This is a genomic window from Clostridium fallax (assembly GCF_900129365.1).
GTDB lineage: Bacteria > Bacillota > Clostridia > Clostridiales > Clostridiaceae > Clostridium_AH > Clostridium_AH fallax.
The window spans coordinates 88,756-106,924 of record NZ_FQVM01000007.1 but is presented as its reverse complement, the minus strand read 5'-3'; the positions used below and the strand labels follow the sequence as shown (position 1 = coordinate 106,924).

At 28.1% G+C, this 18,169-nt stretch carries 14 protein-coding genes, 8 tRNA genes and 1 riboswitch; of the genes, 18 read left to right on the top strand and 4 right to left on the bottom strand.

Annotation, left to right across the window (positions count from 1 at the left end; all coding sequences use genetic code 11):
- Positions 1–10 precede the first annotated feature (10 nt).
- A complete protein-coding gene (spoIIID, locus tag BUA70_RS05615) occupies positions 11–265 on the top strand; it encodes a sporulation transcriptional regulator SpoIIID (protein WP_072894510.1) in 255 nt (84 codons plus the stop codon).
- Between the two features lie 93 nt (positions 266–358).
- On the top strand, positions 359–1,393 hold the full coding sequence (gene mreB / locus BUA70_RS05610; protein ID WP_072894506.1) for a rod shape-determining protein MreB: 1,035 nt from the start codon (positions 359–361) through the stop codon (positions 1,391–1,393).
- Between the two features lie 44 nt (positions 1,394–1,437).
- On the opposite strand, the gene yyaC is transcribed toward mreB, so the two are convergent.
- Entirely contained in the window at positions 1,438–1,968 is a 531-nt protein-coding gene (gene yyaC, locus BUA70_RS05605) for a spore protease YyaC (protein ID WP_072894503.1), read from the bottom strand.
- Between the two features lie 110 nt (positions 1,969–2,078).
- Here yyaC and BUA70_RS05600 point away from each other — a divergent pair, with 110 nt between their 5' ends.
- Complete coding sequence (locus tag BUA70_RS05600) at positions 2,079–2,714, top strand: hypothetical protein (protein ID WP_072894500.1); 636 nt, start codon at positions 2,079–2,081, stop codon at positions 2,712–2,714.
- Positions 2,715–2,905: 191 nt separating this feature from the next.
- Here BUA70_RS05600 and BUA70_RS05595 read toward each other — a convergent pair whose 3' ends face one another.
- Positions 2,906–3,634, bottom strand: coding sequence for a PP-loop family protein (locus tag BUA70_RS05595; protein WP_072894496.1), 729 nt, complete (start codon positions 3,632–3,634; stop codon positions 2,906–2,908).
- Between the two features lie 249 nt (positions 3,635–3,883).
- Between BUA70_RS05595 and BUA70_RS05590 the strand changes: the two genes are divergently transcribed.
- From BUA70_RS05590 to metK, 9 genes are all read left to right on the top strand, one after another.
- A tRNA-Thr gene (locus tag BUA70_RS05590) sits at positions 3,884–3,958 on the top strand.
- 16 nt (positions 3,959–3,974) lie between these two features.
- Positions 3,975–4,059 (top strand) — tRNA-Tyr (locus tag BUA70_RS05585).
- A gap of 6 nt (positions 4,060–4,065) precedes the next feature.
- Positions 4,066–4,141, top strand: a tRNA-Val gene (locus tag BUA70_RS05580).
- A gap of 28 nt (positions 4,142–4,169) precedes the next feature.
- Positions 4,170–4,244 (top strand) — tRNA-Thr (locus BUA70_RS05575).
- A gap of 16 nt (positions 4,245–4,260) precedes the next feature.
- Positions 4,261–4,345, top strand: a tRNA-Tyr gene (locus tag BUA70_RS05570).
- A 6-nt stretch (positions 4,346–4,351) separates the two neighbouring features.
- Positions 4,352–4,427: transfer RNA gene (locus BUA70_RS05565), tRNA-Val, on the top strand.
- Positions 4,428–4,458: 31 nt separating this feature from the next.
- Positions 4,459–4,533 (top strand) — tRNA-Thr (locus BUA70_RS05560).
- Positions 4,534–4,553: 20 nt separating this feature from the next.
- Positions 4,554–4,638 (top strand) — tRNA-Tyr (locus BUA70_RS05555).
- Between the two features lie 252 nt (positions 4,639–4,890).
- Positions 4,891–4,992: riboswitch (SAM riboswitch) on the top strand.
- A 92-nt stretch (positions 4,993–5,084) separates the two neighbouring features.
- A complete protein-coding gene (metK, locus tag BUA70_RS05550; protein ID WP_072894494.1) occupies positions 5,085–6,260 on the top strand; it encodes a methionine adenosyltransferase in 1,176 nt (391 codons plus the stop codon).
- Between the two features lie 62 nt (positions 6,261–6,322).
- On the opposite strand, the gene nagA is transcribed toward metK, so the two are convergent.
- Positions 6,323–7,471 (bottom strand): N-acetylglucosamine-6-phosphate deacetylase, encoded by a 1,149-nt coding sequence (nagA, locus tag BUA70_RS05545; RefSeq protein WP_072894490.1) that lies wholly within the window; start codon positions 7,469–7,471, stop codon positions 6,323–6,325.
- Between the two features lie 257 nt (positions 7,472–7,728).
- Between nagA and recD2 the strand changes: the two genes are divergently transcribed.
- From recD2 to prfB, 6 genes are all read left to right on the top strand, one after another.
- Positions 7,729–9,957 carry an SF1B family DNA helicase RecD2 gene (gene recD2, locus BUA70_RS05540; RefSeq protein ID WP_072894485.1) on the top strand — a complete coding sequence of 743 codons (2,229 nt, stop codon included), beginning with the start codon at positions 7,729–7,731 and terminating at the stop codon, positions 9,955–9,957.
- Between the two features lie 19 nt (positions 9,958–9,976).
- The gene (locus BUA70_RS05535) at positions 9,977–11,008 is read left to right on the top strand and encodes a hypothetical protein (protein ID WP_143762335.1); all 1,032 of its coding nucleotides are present in this window, start codon (positions 9,977–9,979) and stop codon (positions 11,006–11,008) included.
- Entirely contained in the window at positions 10,981–11,655 is a 675-nt protein-coding gene (locus BUA70_RS05530; RefSeq protein WP_072894479.1) for a ComF family protein, read from the top strand. Before BUA70_RS05535 ends, BUA70_RS05530 begins: the two co-directional genes overlap by 28 nt.
- A 423-nt stretch (positions 11,656–12,078) precedes the next feature.
- The gene (gene hpf, locus BUA70_RS05525) at positions 12,079–12,609 is read left to right on the top strand and encodes a ribosome hibernation-promoting factor, HPF/YfiA family (RefSeq protein ID WP_072894476.1); all 531 of its coding nucleotides are present in this window, start codon (positions 12,079–12,081) and stop codon (positions 12,607–12,609) included.
- 265 nt (positions 12,610–12,874) lie between these two features.
- Positions 12,875–15,388 (top strand): preprotein translocase subunit SecA, encoded by a 2,514-nt coding sequence (secA, locus tag BUA70_RS05520; protein WP_072894474.1) that lies wholly within the window; start codon positions 12,875–12,877, stop codon positions 15,386–15,388.
- Positions 15,389–15,468: 80 nt separating this feature from the next.
- A protein-coding gene (gene prfB, locus BUA70_RS05515; protein ID WP_111944800.1) for a peptide chain release factor 2 occupies positions 15,469–16,579 on the top strand; the annotation gives its coding sequence in 2 pieces (ribosomal slippage) (positions 15,469–15,534 and positions 15,536–16,579; 1,110 coding nt in all).
- A gap of 185 nt (positions 16,580–16,764) precedes the next feature.
- Here prfB and BUA70_RS05510 read toward each other — a convergent pair.
- Positions 16,765–18,129 (bottom strand): M28 family metallopeptidase, encoded by a 1,365-nt coding sequence (locus tag BUA70_RS05510; RefSeq protein ID WP_072894468.1) that lies wholly within the window; start codon positions 18,127–18,129, stop codon positions 16,765–16,767.
- Between the last annotated feature and the right edge of the window lie 40 nt (positions 18,130–18,169).

Below are 18,169 nucleotides of genomic sequence, written 5' to 3'. Positions count from 1 at the left end.
AGGTAGCATTTTGAAAGACTACATTGAGGAGAGAGTATTAGAAGTAGCACAATATATTATTGATTCAAAAGCTACAATAAGAAAGACAGCAAGTGTGTTTGGTGTAAGCAAAAGTACAATACACAAAGATATGACTGAGAGACTTCCTAAAATCAATCCTACAATAGCACAAGAAGCTAAAATAATATTAGATTTAAATAAATCTGAAAGACACATAAGAGGTGGAAAAGCAACTAAGTTAAAATATAAAGCTATTGAAGGTTAACTATATTCACTGTATAATAAAGTATAAAAATGAATAATTTATTATGCAACTATAATGTTTATAACATAATAGTTTTTTAGGAGTGAATTAGGAATGTGGTTTTGGAAAATGGGAACAGATATGGGAATAGATTTAGGTACCGCAACAATACTAGTTTATTTAAAAGATAAAGGTATTGTATTAAAGGAACCATCAGTAGTAGCTATAGATAAAAATACTAATAAAGTTTTAGCAGTTGGAGAAGATGCTAGAAAAATGATTGGGAGAACTCCAGGTAATATTGTTGCAATCAGACCTTTAAAAGATGGAGTAATTTCTGATTATGATATGACTGAAAAAATGCTAAAATATTTTATAAAAAAAGGTTGCGGTAAAAGTAAAATATCTGCGCCAAGAGTAATGGTGTGTGTTCCCTCACAGGCTACGGAAGTTGAAAAGAGAGCAGTTATAGACGCAGCAAGAAATTCAGGAGCAAGAGATGTTTACTTAATAGAAGAACCATTAGCAGCTGCCGTTGGTGCTGGAATAGAGATATCCAAACCAAGTGGAAGTATGATAATTGATATAGGTGGAGGTACAACAGATATAGCTGTTATATCTTTAGGTGGTATAGTTATTAGGGATTCTGTTAAAATAGCAGGAGACATGTTTGATGAAGTAATAATAAAATATGTAAGAAATAAGTACAATCTTATGATAGGTGAAAGATCGGCTGAAAACCTTAAAATAAATGTAGCATCAGTGGTTGGAGGATTAAGAAATGTTACAATGCCAGTAAAAGGAAGAAACTTAATAACAGGTTTACCTGATATAGTTGAAATATCTACAGAAGAAATAAGGAAAGCATTAACTGATGTTGTTAGTGTAATAGCAGAAAAAGTTCATGAAGTATTAGAACAAACGCCACCTGAATTAAGTGCGGATATTTCAAACAAAGGAATAGTTATGACTGGTGGAGGAGCTTTACTTTTTGGATTGGATAAATATATAGAAGAAAAAACTGGTGTTAAAACTATTGTTGCGGAAGAGACTGTAGAATGTGTAGCTATTGGTACAGGAAAGGTTTTAAAGCATTTCAATAAATTGAAATTTAATCCGGATATGGTATTAGCTTTAATTGAAAAATAATTAAATATTTAAAAATAAAAAAAACAGTTTTAAAACTGTTTTTTTTATTTTTTATTAAATTTTAAATTATAACTAGATATAATTCCTTCTGATATAACATTAGCCAAATCAAAAATTAGGTTTAATCTTATGGATCTAGAAGTAAAAATTTCTGCGTTATCACTAGAGTCTACAATACCAATTATTGATGTATCACCAACCTCAGGTAAAGCTTTACCTACACCTTTTCCTGGATGAATAGGGATATTTCTAACATGAATTTCCCCTATAGATGAACTATCTCCTAAACAGGCATCAACACCTATAATAGAAGAATTTTTATGATTTTTTAATATTTCCGATATTTTAGTATTTAGATTTAAAGCATGAATTGGAGAGGATATTGTACCATAAACAGGTAATTCAAATGAACTATTAGTTAAAAAAGTACCTACTAAGGGTCCTAAACAATCTCCTATACATTTATCAGTTCCAATGCAAACTATAACAGTATTTTTATTTATATAATCTTTTAAAAAATGGGCTATTTCTTTAGAAGCTAGAGTTGATTTATGATTAACTTTTAATTTTTTCAAATTTTGATACCCCCTTTCAATAATATATATGACTTTTTTATAAGAATTATTTTAATTAAAGAATAAAATTTATTATAAATGTCAATGTTTTTATATAGGAGGGTGTTAATATGAGAAAGTTAATAGAATCTATTATAATTATAGTAAGTACAATAATTACAGTATTTTTTATGAATATAATTTCTAATACAATAGATAATACTGCCGATATAAAAAGTGATAAAATAGTTAAAAATAGTTATAATGAAGATCTTAATTATAATAAAGAAAATATTGATAGTAATAAAAAAAATACTATAGATAATAATATAAAAGTTAATAAAGAGAAAAATAAAATTTCAATAGAAAAGAATAATGAATATAAAAATAAAGAGAAAATAAATAAAAATTTAGAGAATTATAATAGAGAAAATTCAATTTTAAATAATATAGAAACTAATAAAAGCAAAGAAACTGTAAAGAAGGATATAAAGGAAGATATAGGAGTTTTTAAAGTTAATAAAAATAGATTACAAGATAAAATTTCTTTCAAAGATAAAAAACAACTTTTATATTTGTCTACAAAATTAAATGGAAAAGATATAAAAAATATAATAAATTATATGAAAAGTGATAATGAACTATGGGCTGCAACAAATATTTTTAAAACTTTAAAAGAAAAACTTTCTATAAAGGATTATGAAAAAATAAAAGAAATATTATCTCCCTATATGGAGATAGATAATATTGAAAAAAATATAATTTAAAAGATAAAGAATGATTATTATATTAAAAAATAAGAACTATATTATATATAAGAATTTTATTAAGTATATAGAAAAATCTTTATTAGGTTTTATTTTAATATTAATAAATTAGCTAATAAGTTTTTAAAAGCTTATTAATATATAAATAAATTTTAATATGATGTAAGAAACCTTATGTTTCTTACATCATATTAAAATTTTGATTTATCCCAAAGAAATGATTGCTCTGGATTATTTAATGCAGAAAATATATTTTTTTTAAAGCCAGGAATCCTTTTATCTAACTCATAAGTTAAATCTTTTACTTCTTGTCTTTTGGTAAAGCCATTGGCAGGACAAGAATTGTTTATAACAGATATATCATTTTTCTTTATAAAGCTCTTAATCTCTAATTCATCTATATATACCATAGGGCGGATTAAAGTTATATCAGCTTTATCTAAATAAGTTTTGGGAGAAAAAGATTGTATCCTTCCTTCATAAAACATAGATAATAATAAAGTCTCTATAGCATCATTTTTATGATGGCCTAAGGCTATTTTATTACAACCTAAGTTTTTAGCATTAGTATTTAAGGCACCTCTACGTATGTTCGCACATAATGAACAAGGATTTTTTTCCTTTCTAATGTCAAAAACCACTTCTTTTATGTTTGTATCTATTTCATAAAAAGGAACTTGAAGTTCATCACATAGTTTGTGAAGAGGAGAAAAATCTGCACCGGTGCCTGGATTTAATGTAATTGCTATTAGATCAAATTTTTCAGGAGAAAATCTTTTATAGGCATTTAAAATATATAATAAAGTTAGACTATCCTTACCACCAGATAAACCTACAGCGATTTTATCTCCATTTTCTATTAATTTAAAATCTTGAATTGCCCTACGGCTTTTACTAAGTAACTTTTGTAGTTTATCCATAAATAACTCCTTATATAAATAATTTATAAAGGAATTATAGTGCAAATTATAAAAACTTTAAATACTTTAATTATATTTATAAGAATTTGATAGAAATAATAAGAAAATATAAGTATTATTGATATAATTTCAGTATATGGCCAAATATAAGGTGATGCAACTATTGAAATAAAAAGAATAGGAATATATAATAGCTATTGTCGATTGGCGACAAGCCAACAGACAAAAACTAAAGAAAAAATAAATTTTGCTGGCATGGCTCAATGGCAGAGCAGCTGACTTGTAATCAGCAGGTTGTAGGTTCGACTCCTATTGCCAGCTCCATTTAAAAAGTACATACGGAGGAGTTCCCGAGTGGCCAAAGGGGGCAGACTGTAAATCTGTTGCAAGTTGCTTCAGTGGTTCGAATCCACTCTCCTCCACCAAGAAATGGGCGCATAGCTCAGCTGGGAGAGCATCTGCCTTACAAGCAGAGGGTCACAGGTTCGAGCCCTGTTGTGCCCACCATTTCAAAAAACAAAAGAAAAAATAATTTGCTGGCATGGCTCAATGGCAGAGCAGCTGACTTGTAATCAGCAGGTTGTAGGTTCGACTCCTATTGCCAGCTCCATTTAAAAAATACATACGGAGGAGTTCCCGAGTGGCCAAAGGGGGCAGACTGTAAATCTGTTGCAAGTTGCTTCAGTGGTTCGAATCCACTCTCCTCCACCAAGAAATGGGCGCATAGCTCAGCTGGGAGAGCATCTGCCTTACAAGCAGAGGGTCACAGGTTCGAGCCCTGTTGTGCCCACCATTTCAAAAAAACAAAAGAAGAAAAATAATTTGCTGGCATGGCTCAATGGCAGAGCAGCTGACTTGTAATCAGCAGGTTGTAGGTTCGACTCCTATTGCCAGCTCCATTTTTTTAAAAAATATATATGGAGGAGTTCCCGAGTGGCCAAAGGGGGCAGACTGTAAATCTGTTGCAAGTTGCTTCAGTGGTTCGAATCCACTCTCCTCCACCAAAAACACAAGGAATATTTCTTGTGTTTTTTATTTGTTAAATAAAACATTTATATTTTCATATAGACTTTTTGTTATTTTAAGAGTAAACTTATAGAATAAATGATTCTAAAGTAATTTTTATATTAACTTTAATTAATATAAAAACTTGAAATGCAATATATTCATAATTATGTAGATATTAAAAGTAGCCATAATTTATTGACTAATGTATAGTCAAGTGATATAATTTATTTCGAATAAAAATTAATAAGCTCTTATCCAGAGAGGTGGAGGGATACGGCCCGGTGAAGCCCGGCAACCTGTGTAAAACACAAAGGTGCCAATTCCAGCAATTTATATTTGCAAGATAAGAGGGGAACTATGAGTAGTAAGCCTTTTCTTATCCTTAAGAAAAGGCTTTAATTTTTGTATATTCTATAATGAAAAATTGAAGGGAGAAATTTAAATGAGAAGATTATTTACCTCAGAATCAGTTACTGAAGGACATCCAGATAAAATTTGTGACCAAATTTCAGATGCAGTTTTAGATGCAATGTTAGAAAAGGATCCTATGGCAAGAGTTGCTTGTGAGACTTGTGTAACAACAGGAATGGTAGTTGTTATGGGAGAAATAACAACTAATTGTTATGTAGATATACCAAAGGTAGTAAGAGAAACAATAAGAGAAATAGGATATGATAGAGCTAAGTATGGCTTTGATTGTGATACATGTTCAGTTATAACATCAATAGATGAACAATCAGCAGATATTGCTATGGGCGTTGATGAAGCTTTAGAATTTAAAAAAGGACAAAAAGATGAAGTTGAAGCTGTAGGAGCAGGAGACCAAGGAATGATGTTTGGTTTTGCTACCAATGAAACACCAGAATTTATGCCTTTTCCAATAGCTATGGCTCATAGATTATCAAGAAGATTAACAGAAGTTAGAAAAAATGGTACATTAGCTTATTTAAGACCAGATGGGAAAACACAAGTTACTGTAGAGTATGAAAATGATAAACCAGTTAGAATAGATGCAATAGTTGTATCAACTCAACATGGAGATGAAGTTACTCAAGAACAAATTGAAAAAGATATAATGGAAAATGTTATAAAAGCTGTTATTCCACAAGAATTCTTAGATGATAAAACAAAATATTATATAAACCCAACAGGAAGATTTGTTGTAGGTGGACCTCAAGGAGATACTGGTCTAACAGGAAGAAAAATAATTGTTGATACATATGGTGGATATGGAAGACATGGTGGTGGAGCTTTCTCAGGGAAAGATGCTACAAAGGTTGATAGATCAGCAGCATATGCAGCAAGATGGGTTGCAAAAAATCTAGTTGCAGCAGGAGTAGCAGATAAGTTAGAAATTCAATTAGCTTATGCTATAGGAGTTGCAAAGCCTGTATCAATAGTTGTAGATACCTTTGGAACAGGTAAAATATCAGATGAAGAAATTGTTGATATAATCAATAAAGTTTTTGATTTAAGACCAGGTGCTATAATAAGAGATTTAGAGTTAAGAAGACCTATATATAAGCAAACAGCAGCTTATGGTCACTTTGGAAGAACAGATGTTAAACTTCCTTGGGAACAATTAGATAAAGTAGAAGAAATAAAGAAATATCTATAATATAAAAAGCATCTTAAAATGTATTTATACATTTTAAGATGCTTTTTTATAAAATAAATTATTTATTTTTGATGAACTATTTTTCCATTAACAATTACAGTTTTTATATTTATATCTTCATCAAAAACAACTAAGTCTGCATCGTAACCTTCTTTTATAAGACCTTTTCTATCATCTACTTTACAATGCTTTGCTCCATTATAAGTTGCCATTTTAACAATTTCATATAAAGGATAATTAGTATTTTCATATATATTTTTTATAGCTTTGTTTAAAGTTAAAACAGAACCAGCTAATGAACCGGTTTTAAGTCTTGCAGCACCATCTTTAACTATAACAATTTGACCACCTAAGGAATATTCTCCATCAGGCATACAGCAAGCCATCATAGCATCTGTAATAAGTAAAACTTTATCTGTTCCTTTTATTTTATATGAGGTTCTTAAAACAGGATATGATATATGAATGCCATCTGAAATAGTTTCAGTAGTTATATCACTGTCAAATACAGCTCCTACAACTCCAGGATTTCTATGATGAAGTGGAGTCATTGCATTAAATAAATGAGTAGCATGACGTGCTCCCCATTTAATACCATCCATAGCTTGATTATAAGTAGCTTTAGTATGACCTATTGAACATAATATATTTTTATTTGACAAGTATTCAATAAGTTCTTTAGCTCCTTCAATTTCTGGAGCTAGGGTTAAAGAAACTACAGCATCTTCATTATTTCCTACCATTTTTTTAAAAGTTTCTATTGACGGTTTTTCTATATATTTAGGATTTTGTGCACCTATAGCATCAGGACTTATAAATGGACCTTCTAAATGAGCGCCTAAAACATTTGCTCCATCAGTACCATTTTTTTTAGCTTCTGCTATAGCACTTACAGATTGTAAAATTTCAGGTATACTAACAGTCATAGTTGTTGGTAGAAATGAAGTTGTTCCATTTTTTACTATTGTTTTTGCTATATTATTAATTGATTCATATGTACCATCCATGGTATCATAGCCACCAGCTCCATGGATATGAACATCTATAAATCCAGGAGATAAATAAAGACCATCTCCATCTATTGTAGTGATATCATTTACAAGAGATTCAGTAGAAGGATTTATCTTTGAAATTTTTCCGTTTTCTACTAAAATAGAACCTTTTTTGATTTTATCTAAAAAAATCATATTACAGTTTTTTATTAGTAACATTCTAACACCCCCATTTATAATACTAATTATATATTATTAAGTAGTCAATTATATATTTTTAATTATAGATCAAATTAATGGATTAAATTGTTAAATAATTATTTTAAAGAATATATTTATAGTATATTCTTTTTATACAAAAATATTTTTACTTACTATATATTAAATATTTTAATATAATTACGATTTTTTTATTATTAATTTTCCTATGTTATAATAATGTAATAAGATTTTAAATTTTAAATGGGAGAATTTCTATGGAAGTAATAAGAGGAATAGTAGATTCCATTGTCTTTAAGAATGAAGATAATGGTTATGTAGTTTTTAAGTTAATAACAAATAAAAAAACAGTAACTGTAGTTGGGATAATTCCATATATACAAGAGGGGCAAAACCTATCTATTAAAGGTCAGTGGGTCCTTCATCAGCAGTTCGGAAGACAGTTTAAAAGTGAGGAATGTGAAGAAATACTTCCAACTACTACTGAAGAAATTGAGAAATATTTATCCTCTGGAGTTATTCAAGGAATAGGTCCTGTTACAGCAAAAAAAATAATACAAAGATTTGGAGATAGATCTTTAGAGATTTTGGATAATGATATAGAAAGACTTAGAGAAATCGAAGGAATAGGAGAGAAAAAACTTCATGTAATTATGGAATCTTACCTAGCTCAAAGAGACTTAAAAAGTATAATGATATTTTTCCAAGGACATGGGGTTACTACTAATCAATGTATAAAAATATATAAAAGATTTGGTTCCGCATCTATTAATATTGTAAAAGATAATCCTTATATATTATGTGATGAGATTAGTGGAATAGGATTTAAATCTTCAGATAGAATTGCTTATTCTTTAGGAATAGATAAAGAGTCTCCTTTTAGAATACAAAGTGGAATAAGATATGTTATAAATGATTTTTGTGCTAATGGAAATACATTTATGCCAAAGGAGTTACTTATAAAAAAGGCTATTGAAGTATTAGTAGTTAGTGATGAAGTTATAGAGAAAAATATATATGATAGTACAGTAGATGGAAAAATAAAAATAGAAAATGTAGATGGCGTAGAGGCTGTTTTTAATCTTCCTTATTATTATTGTGAAATAGGAATAACTAAAAGAATACTTACTTTAGCTATAAGTAAATTTAATGATATAAATATAGATTGGGAATTTGAGATAAAAAGATTTGAAGAGAAAAATCAAATAAATTTTGCAGATTCTCAGAAGGAAGCAATAGTTGGAGCCTTTGAGAATGGAATTGAAATTATAACAGGTGGACCAGGAACAGGTAAAACAACTATTATAAAATGTATAATAGATATTTTTGAAAAATGTGGTATGAAGGTTGTTTTAGGAGCGCCAACAGGTAGAGCTGCTAAAAGAATGTCAGAGTCTACAGGAAGAGAAGCAAAAACAATTCATAGAATGCTTGAAATGGGAGTAGAAGATGATAAAGATTCAGTTTTTTCAAAGAATGAATCATCACCATTAGAGGCAGACGTAGTGATTATTGATGAAGCTTCTATGATAGATGTAATGCTTATGAATACTCTTTTAAAAGCTATAAAGGTAGGAACTAGACTGATTATTGTTGGAGATGTTGATCAACTTCCATCAGTAGGTCCTGGAAATGTATTATCAGATTTAATTTCTAGTGGTTTTACAAAGGTAGTTAGATTAAATGAAATATTTAGACAGGGAAAAGAGAGTATGATAGTGGTAAATGCTCATAGAATAAATCATGGTGAAATGCCCTTTTTAAATGAAAAAGGAAAAGATTTTTATTTTTTAAAAGAAGAAAATTTGGATTTCATAGTTAATACTATAATAGATCTTATAAATAAAAGGCTACCTAAATTTAATTCATCTTGGAATAATTTAAAAAATATTCAGATATTAGCCCCTATGAAAAAAGGAACATTAGGAGTAACAAATTTAAACCAAAAGCTTCAAGAAATCTTAAATCCTAAATCAGATAATAAAAAAGAAAAGCAATTAAAAGATACTATTTTTAGAGTTGGGGATAAAGTTATGCAAACTAAAAATAATTATAGTTTGAAATGGATTAGAATTAATGGAGATGGAGAAAATGAAGGTGTAGGAGTATTTAATGGTGACATGGGATTCATAAGAGATATTGATGAAGAAAATAGAACCTTAACAGTGATTTTTGATGATGAAAAAGAAGTTACTTATGATTTTCTTTATGTAGATGAACTAGATTTAGCATATGCAATAACGATACATAAAAGTCAAGGAAGTGAGTTCCCGGTAGTAATAATGCCTTCCTATATGGGGTCTCCATTTTTAATGAACAGAAATCTTTTATATACAGGTATAACTAGAGCTAAAGAAATGGTAGTTGTGGTTGGTGTGCCAAAGGCCTTGAAGTATATGGTAGATAATATAAGAAGTAATGAAAGACATTCGTCACTTAAATGGAGAATAAAAGATATAATATCTAATGATGCATTTACAAAATAAAATCAGCGAGGGTTTTAATATGAGTAATTTAAAAATTGATAGAAGATGTGTTGAAATTAATTATATAATAAGAAAAATAGAAAATTGGTATGAAAAAGATATAGATAAAGTATTAAATATAATAACCATACCATATAATACATCTTTAATTTTTAGAACTTTAGTTAAAAAAGTATATAATGAAGGTGGAAGTATACTTTATGTAATTAATGGTAATACTGTAGATGAAACCATCATAAAAAGTATAAAAACCATAAATAACATAGAAGATTATAATTATTTTACTAGATCTAAAGATGAAAAGAATGGAAAATTAAAATTTGTTACATCAGATTTAGTATATAAATATAAGGATTTTTATGATTTAGTTATATATGATGATATTTCAGCGTTTTCACATAAAGAAAAAATAGAGATAAGAATGTTATTAGATTATTTATATAAAAAATGTGAAAAACTTTTAATATATTCAGTGGAAAAAATATTCAATAATTGTAAATGCATAGATATGTGTGGATGTATTAACAATACTCCATTTCCAGAGCCTAGAATAATAACCACAAGAATAGACTTAACAAAAGATATACCTTATTTAGTATATGATTATTTAAAATGGTTTAGTCAAAATAAAAGAACAGTAGTAATACATACACCCACTAAGGAAAGTGTTGATAGAATTTATGATTACTTCTGTAAAGTTTTAAATATGTCTTCTAATATAAGAATATTAAAAATAAAAAGTAAAAAGGATTATAAAATTTTTAAAAAAATTAGTGAACTAAAAGATAAACCTCTAATGATAATAACTAATTATATTGGTGATTATTTAAAACCATCAGAACTTGTAGATATAATTATATATTTTTCAGAGGATAAATATTATAACTATAAAAAACTTTTATATTTGTGTGGAAAAGTAATACTATCTAAAGATGGTTATGGAGAAGTTTTATTTGTTTCAAATTCTATAACCAAGGATATGGAGAAAGCAAAGGAAATTGCAAGGGATTTTAATAAAAGATTATGGGAAAAAGGAATTTTAGATTGCTAAATTATATAGGAAATTGCATCTTAGAAGTTATCTATCCTCATGGTGATAGATGCATAGTTTGTAATAAAGATTTAGAAAGCACAGATGATATTTGCAGTAACTGTTACTCTAATATATATTTTATTAAAGAAAAAACGTATATTAAGGATTTTCATATGGAAGTTAATGTTGTAACCACATATTCTACCTTAATAAAAAATTTAATATTAGATTTTAAATATAAAAATAATTTTTATGCAGGAGAATTTTTGGCAAAATTAATATCAAATAAAATAATTAAAGAGGATATAAATTTTGATGTTATAACATTTGTTCCATCATCAAAAAATTCTATTAAAAAAAGAGGATTTAATCAGTGTGAGGTTTTGGCATTAAATATAGGTAACATTACAAATAATTCAGTGAAAACTTTAATATTGAAAAATAAGGAGGTTTCTGAACAAAAAACTTTAACAAAAGAAGAACGGAAAATTAATCTTTTAAATGCTTTTTCTTTTAACAGTAGATATAATATAAAAAATAAAAGTATATTACTTATAGATGATATTATAACTACAGGTTCAACTTTATATTTTTGTAAGAAAATTTTACAAAAAGAAGGGGCAAAGGAAATTATACTATTGACTATTGCAAAAAGTAGTATATAATAAAAAGAGCTAGGTTTGTGGTTGAAAGTCGATGCCAGTCGCAGGCAAAACGATCCACGTAAGTTGAACAAAGTTTCAATGAGCATGGTGCGGCTTAGAAGTAAGTCCTGCCAGGAAAACTGAGAGGATTAGTAGTGAGAAGTTAAATCTGGGTAGCGAAAGTTCCAGCAGGCGAGTGTGGGGTCAAAGACCAGGTCAACTAGCATGAGTTATTAGTCATATGGCTGATAACTTTTTTTTATAAAAATTTATAATTTTAAGTATTGTATAGCATTATTAAGAAATTTAAATTTAAATTGATTAAATTTTCAGTAAATTCACAAAATAGCCCTTGTTATTATACTTTTAAGAAGGTAAAATAATAGTAAGAAAACAACATATATTAAAACTTAAAGTTTTAATAAGAAGAGAGGGGCTGGCTTTATGAAGGTTACAGTATTAGCAAAAAATATAGTTTTGACAAATGCATTGAAGGAAACTGTAGAAAAGAAGATATCTAAGTTAGAAAAGTATTTTAATCCTGATGTAGAGGCCAGAGCTACACTGTCAGTTCAAAAAAATAGACATACAATAGAAGTTTCAATTCCTATTAATGGAATAATGTTAAGAGGAGAAGAAACTACTGATGATATGTACAAATCAATAGATTTAGTAGAAGAGAAGTTAGAAAGACAGATAAGAAAACAAAAAACAAGACTTCAAAGAAGATATTCAGGTGAATCACTTAGATATCTAAGTTTAGATGATATTGATGATGAGGATGATGAAGAAAATAAAATAGTAAAAGTGAAAAAGTTTAGCGTTAAGCCAATGACTACAGAAGAAGCTATTTTGGAAATGGAGCTTTTAGGACACAATTTTTTTGTATTTCAAGATGCAGATACTAATACAGCAAGTGTTATATATAAAAGAAAAGATGGAAATTATGGTTTAATTGAACCAGATTACCTTTAATATGTAAATAAAAAGGTTTCCTTTAAGGAAACCTTTTTTGTATGTATAAATATCTAAATTTACTATAAGAACTTATAAGTTTTTATAATGAATTTTACTATATCTTATAAAAGAGGTATACTCTTATTTAAAGATTATATTAAAAAACAATTATTTTATTTATAAATTACATAATAATGTAAGTGAATTGTTGAAAAACAATATTAATAAATGCTATAATTTATAAATGAATTATAAGAATATACAGAATTGAGAGGATGAAACCATGGGATTTTTTGATAAAATATTTGGATCATATAGCGAAAGAGAAGTTAAAAGAATACAGCCTATAGCTGATAAAATCGAAGCATTAGATTCCCAAATGCAATCTCTTTCTGACGATGAGTTAAAAGGAAAAACTTTAGAACTTAAAGAAAGATTGCAAAAAGGGGAAACTTTAGATGATATACTTCCAGAAGCTTTTGCAGTGGTTAGAGAGGCTTCTTCAAGAGTATTAGGAATGAAACATTATAGAGTTCAACTTATTGGAGGAATAGTACTTCACCAAGGTAGAATAGCTGAAATGAAAACAGGAGAAGGTAAAACATTGGTTGCAACACTTCCTGCTTACCTTAATGCATTATCAGAGAAAGGTGTTCATATAGTAACAGTAAATGACTACTTAGCTAAAAGAGATAAAGAATGGATGGGAAAACTATATGAATTCTTAGGTTTAACAACTGGTGTAATCCTTCACGATTTAAATAATGATGAGAGAAGAGCTGCTTATGCTGCAGATATAACATATGGTACTAATAATGAATTTGGATTTGATTATTTAAGAGATAATATGGTTATATACAAAGAAGAAATGGTTCAAAGGGAACTTAACTTTGCTATAGTGGATGAGGTAGATTCAATTCTTATAGATGAGGCTAGAACTCCGCTTATAATTTCTGGGGCAGGGGAAAAATCTACAGATTTTTATAAAATAGCAGACTTCTTTGTAAAAAGATTAAAACCAGAAGAACATTTTACAATAGATGAAAAAGCACATGCAGTTATGCTTACTGACGAAGGTGTTGAAGAAGCGGAAAAGGCTTTTGGTATAGAAAACTATGCTGATACTGAGAATATGGAACTTCAACATTACGTAACTCAAGCATTAAAGGCTAACTATATAATGAGAAAAGATAAAGATTATATGGTTAAAGATGGAGAAGTAATTATAGTTGATGAATTTACAGGTAGACTTATGGAAGGTAGAAGATATTCAGATGGTCTTCACCAAGCTATAGAGGCTAAAGAAGGAGTTAAGGTAGAGAGAGAATCCAAAACTCTTGCAACTATAACATTCCAAAATTACTTCAGAATGTATAAAAAGCTATCAGGTATGACAGGTACGGCTTTAACAGAAGAAAATGAGTTTAGAGAAATATATGGATTAGACGTAATAGTAGTACCAACACATAGACCAGTTCAAAGAATAGATGAATCTGATGTGGTTTATAAAACAGAAAAAGGTAAGTTTAATGCTATAGTTGAGGAAATAGCAGAAACTCACAAAACAGGTCAACCGGTACTTGTAGGTACTACTAGTATTGAAAAATCAGAAATATTATCATCATTACTAAAGAAAAAGGGAGTACCACATCAAGTATTAAATGCTAAATATCATGAACAAGAAGCTGAAATAGTAACACATGCAGGAGAAAAAGGTATGGTTACAATAGCTACTAATATGGCTGGTAGAGGTACAGATATTAAGCTTGGAGAAGGTGTATTAGAACTTGGTGGACTAAAAATACTAGGTACAGAAAGACATGAATCAAGAAGAATTGATAATCAGCTTAGAGGACGTTCAGGACGTCAAGGAGATGCTGGTTTATCAAGATTCTATATATCATTAGAAGATGATTTAATGAGAATATTTGGTTCAGAAAGACTTCAAGGATTAGTAGAAAAATTAGGACTTGGAGATGATGAAGCTATAGAAAGTAAGATGGTTTCTAAATCAATTGAAAATGCCCAAAAGAAAGTTGAAGGTAACAACTTTGATATAAGAAAGAATCTTTTAGGATATGATGATGTTATGAATCTTCAAAGAGAAGTCATATATAAACAAAGGGCTGAAGTTCTTCAAGGTGAAAACCTAGAAGAAGAAATAAAATCAATGATAAAAGATGTTATATATGAAGGAGTAACTTCTCACATATCTGGAGAGGAAGAAAACTTTACAGAAGAACTTGAAAATCTTATAAAGTATATGGAAGATATATTTATGCCACATAATACTGTAACAGTTAAAGAATTAGAAACATTATCAGATGAAGAGATAAAAGAAAAATTCTTAAATATGGCATTAGATATATATAGTAAAAGAGAAGAAGAATTTGGCTCAGAACAAATGAGAGAAATAGAAAGAGTTATTCTTCTAAGGGTTGTAGATACTAAATGGATGGATCATATAGATAATATGGATCACTTAAAACAAGGTATAGGATTAAGAGCTTATAAACAACAAGATCCAGTTCAAGCATATCAATTTGAAGGTAGTAATATGTTTGATGAAATGATTCACACAATAAAGGTTGAAACAGTTAAATATTTATTCCATGTTCAAGCAGAACGTAAACCAGAAAGAGAAAGAGTAGTTAAGGAAACTTCAGCAAACCATGGAGGAGATGACTCTGCAAAGAGAACTCCAGTAAAAAAAGAGCATAGAGTAGGTAGAAATGAACCTTGTCCTTGTGGAAGTGGTAAGAAATATAAAAACTGTTGTGGAAGAGAAGTAGTTTAATAATAAATTAATAGAACTCCGAATGTCGGAGTTCTATTTCTATGATAAGAAGATAAACAATATATAAAGAGGTGAAGTAAATGATTCTTGAACTAGAAGAAAATCTTTCTAAATTACAAGATATTAAAAAAACTTTAAATGAAATGAGGGATTCACTTTGACTTAAGTGGACTTGAGAAGCAAAGTGATGAATTAGATCATAAAATGCAGGAACCAGACTTTTGGAATGATATATCAAAGGCTCAAGAAATTTCTCAGGAAGCTAAAAGTATAAAAGATAAAATAAATAGATTTAAAAGCTTAGTTTCAAAGGTTGAAGATGTAGAGATACTAAAAGAACTTTTAGAAGAAAATGATTATGATACTGCAAAGGAAATAATAAAAGAAATAAAAGAGATATCTTCTTTAATAGATAATTTTAAAATAGAAATTCTACTTTCTGGTGAATATGATAAAAATAATGCCATATTAACTTTACATACTGGGGTTGGTGGTACTGATGCCCAAGATTGGACTGAAATGCTTTTGAGAATGTATACAAGATGGTGTGAAAAGAAAGGCTATAAAATTGAAACTTTAGATTATTTACCAGGAGACGAAGCAGGGATAAAAACTGTTACTTTAAGGGTAACTGGCGAATTTGCTGCAGGATATTTAAAAGCTGAAAAGGGTATTCATAGATTAGTAAGAATATCTCCTTATAATGCCAATGGTAAAAGACAGACATCATTTGCATCAGTAGAAATCATACCAGAACTTACAAAGGAACAGGATATAGAGATAAATCCAGCAGACTTAAAGATAGATACCTTTAGGGCAAGTGGAGCTGGAGGACAGCATGTTAATAAAACAGAGTCAGCAGTTAGAATTACTCATATTCCAACAGGAATAATTGTGTCATGCCAAAATGAGAGAAGTCAATTTTCTAATAGAGATACAGCAATGGCTATGTTAAAAGCTAAGCTTATAGAGCTTAAAGAAAGAGCCCATAAAGAAAAAATAGAAGATTTAACAGGTGAACTTAAAGATATGGGATGGGGAAGTCAAATAAGATCTTATGTTTTTCATCCATACTCATTAGTTAAGGATCATAGAACTAATGTTGAAACTTCAAATGTTCAGGCTGTAATGGATGGAGATATTGATTTATTTATAAATGCTTGGCTAAATTGTGAAGAAAATGCTAAGTAATAGTTTATTTAAGATATAAAATTAAAAATTATTATTAAAATTTAAATACAATATATTTTTATATAAGTAAAAAACTATGAAATTGGTTATCATAAACCTTTATTTCATAGTTTTTTATTAAAAGTTCAATTTATAATAAATTAATATCTAATATAATAAGATTTTTAAAAACTTAGTAGTATATATTAATTCTTTTTGTGAAATTTTTTTCTTATAATATATAGAGATGAAAGAATTATAAGAATTATTAAGAGAGATAATGATAATATAAAAGTATTTTTATAAATAAATTTATAATTTCCATAGCATATATTTAAAATATTTTTATTTACTATAGAGAAAGCTCTCTCAATAGATTTCCTATCAATAAATTCGGCTTTATCATCTAAAGTATGAATTCTTTTTATATCATAATCACATAGAGTTATAGCATCTATTCCCCTTTCTGTAAAGGAACCATGATCACTATATTCACCAGATAAAATAGCATAATTAAAAGAATCATTAATAGCAGTAAACTCTAGAGATTGTATTATGGAAAAATCTCTATTTAAGTTATTACTGCCTTTCATAAAAGTTATAGGTATAGAGTAATCTCCACCAATCATATCAAAATTTATAACTGTACTATTTTTTATATTCTTATAATTATTTTCAACAAAATGTTTAGATCCTAAAAGTCCTAATTCCTCCCCATTAAAAGAGATAAAGATTATATCTCTATTAGGTTTAGGTAGCTTTTTTATATATTTTGCTAGTTCTATTAAAAAAGCTGAGCCAGAGCTATTATCTAAGGCACCAGGATAAATATTATTAAGAAGATCTTCACCCATATGATCAAAGTGAGATGTTAAAATTAAAGGAGGAAGGGAATTATCTTTTCCTTCTATATAACCAATAACATTAAAGGTATTAATAGATTCAGCTTTATAGGGAATAAAAACTTCTAGAATATAGTTTTTCTCTAAATAATTAATAAGATTATTATAACATTCCCTACTTATAAAAAGCTGCATATCTAAGTTGCTATCATATATAAAAGAGCTTCTAAAATTAATATTATCTTCATTTACAATTAATTGAAGTCTTTTATTATCTTTATTTATTTCTATAAGGTCAGGAAAAATATTTAATTTATCATTTTTTGAGATATTAAACTTATTATTTTTAAAATTTAAAAAAGTTTCTTTATAATCTTGTCCATAAGTAAGCTTATAAACTAAGTTTCCACTAGTATCATAAATATTAAAATAAGGGTCTCCACTAATTTTTGTAGGGGCATGGGCTTTAAAGTAATCTTTATAACTATTATTTATAGGAAGTAGCTTTAAATTAATAAATTGATTTTCTATATATTGAGCAGCTAATAAATTTTCCTCTGTTCCAACTAATCTACCTTTATATTTATTAGAGGAAAGTTCTTCGATATGAGAAATTACATTGGAAGTAGAAAAGGAATTAAAATTTTTGTTTATATTTAATAATGTTATTGCAGATAATATTAAGGCGATTAAAAGTATTGAATAAATAGTATAAAATGCTTTTTTCATAAATAATTCCTTAAAAATATTGTTAAATAATATTATGATT

Bases quoted from the DNA above. Each gene is read 5' to 3' on its own strand.
- mreB (WP_072894506.1), top strand. From the start codon at position 359: ATGTGGTTTTGGAAAATGGGAACAGATATGGGAATAGATTTAGGTACC.
- BUA70_RS05510 (WP_072894468.1), bottom strand. From the start codon at position 18,129: ATGAAAAAAGCATTTTATACTATTTATTCAATACTTTTAATCGCCTTA.
- BUA70_RS05595 (WP_072894496.1), bottom strand. From the start codon at position 3,634: ATGGATAAACTACAAAAGTTACTTAGTAAAAGCCGTAGGGCAATTCAA.
- BUA70_RS05530 (WP_072894479.1), top strand. From the start codon at position 10,981: ATGGGAAAAAGGAATTTTAGATTGCTAAATTATATAGGAAATTGCATC.
- BUA70_RS05535 (WP_143762335.1), top strand. From the start codon at position 9,977: ATGAGTAATTTAAAAATTGATAGAAGATGTGTTGAAATTAATTATATA.
- BUA70_RS05600 (WP_072894500.1), top strand. From the start codon at position 2,079: ATGAGAAAGTTAATAGAATCTATTATAATTATAGTAAGTACAATAATT.
- secA (WP_072894474.1), top strand. From the start codon at position 12,875: ATGGGATTTTTTGATAAAATATTTGGATCATATAGCGAAAGAGAAGTT.
- hpf (WP_072894476.1), top strand. From the start codon at position 12,079: ATGAAGGTTACAGTATTAGCAAAAAATATAGTTTTGACAAATGCATTG.
- recD2 (WP_072894485.1), top strand. From the start codon at position 7,729: ATGGAAGTAATAAGAGGAATAGTAGATTCCATTGTCTTTAAGAATGAA.
- nagA (WP_072894490.1), bottom strand. From the start codon at position 7,471: ATGTTACTAATAAAAAACTGTAATATGATTTTTTTAGATAAAATCAAA.
- metK (WP_072894494.1), top strand. From the start codon at position 5,085: ATGAGAAGATTATTTACCTCAGAATCAGTTACTGAAGGACATCCAGAT.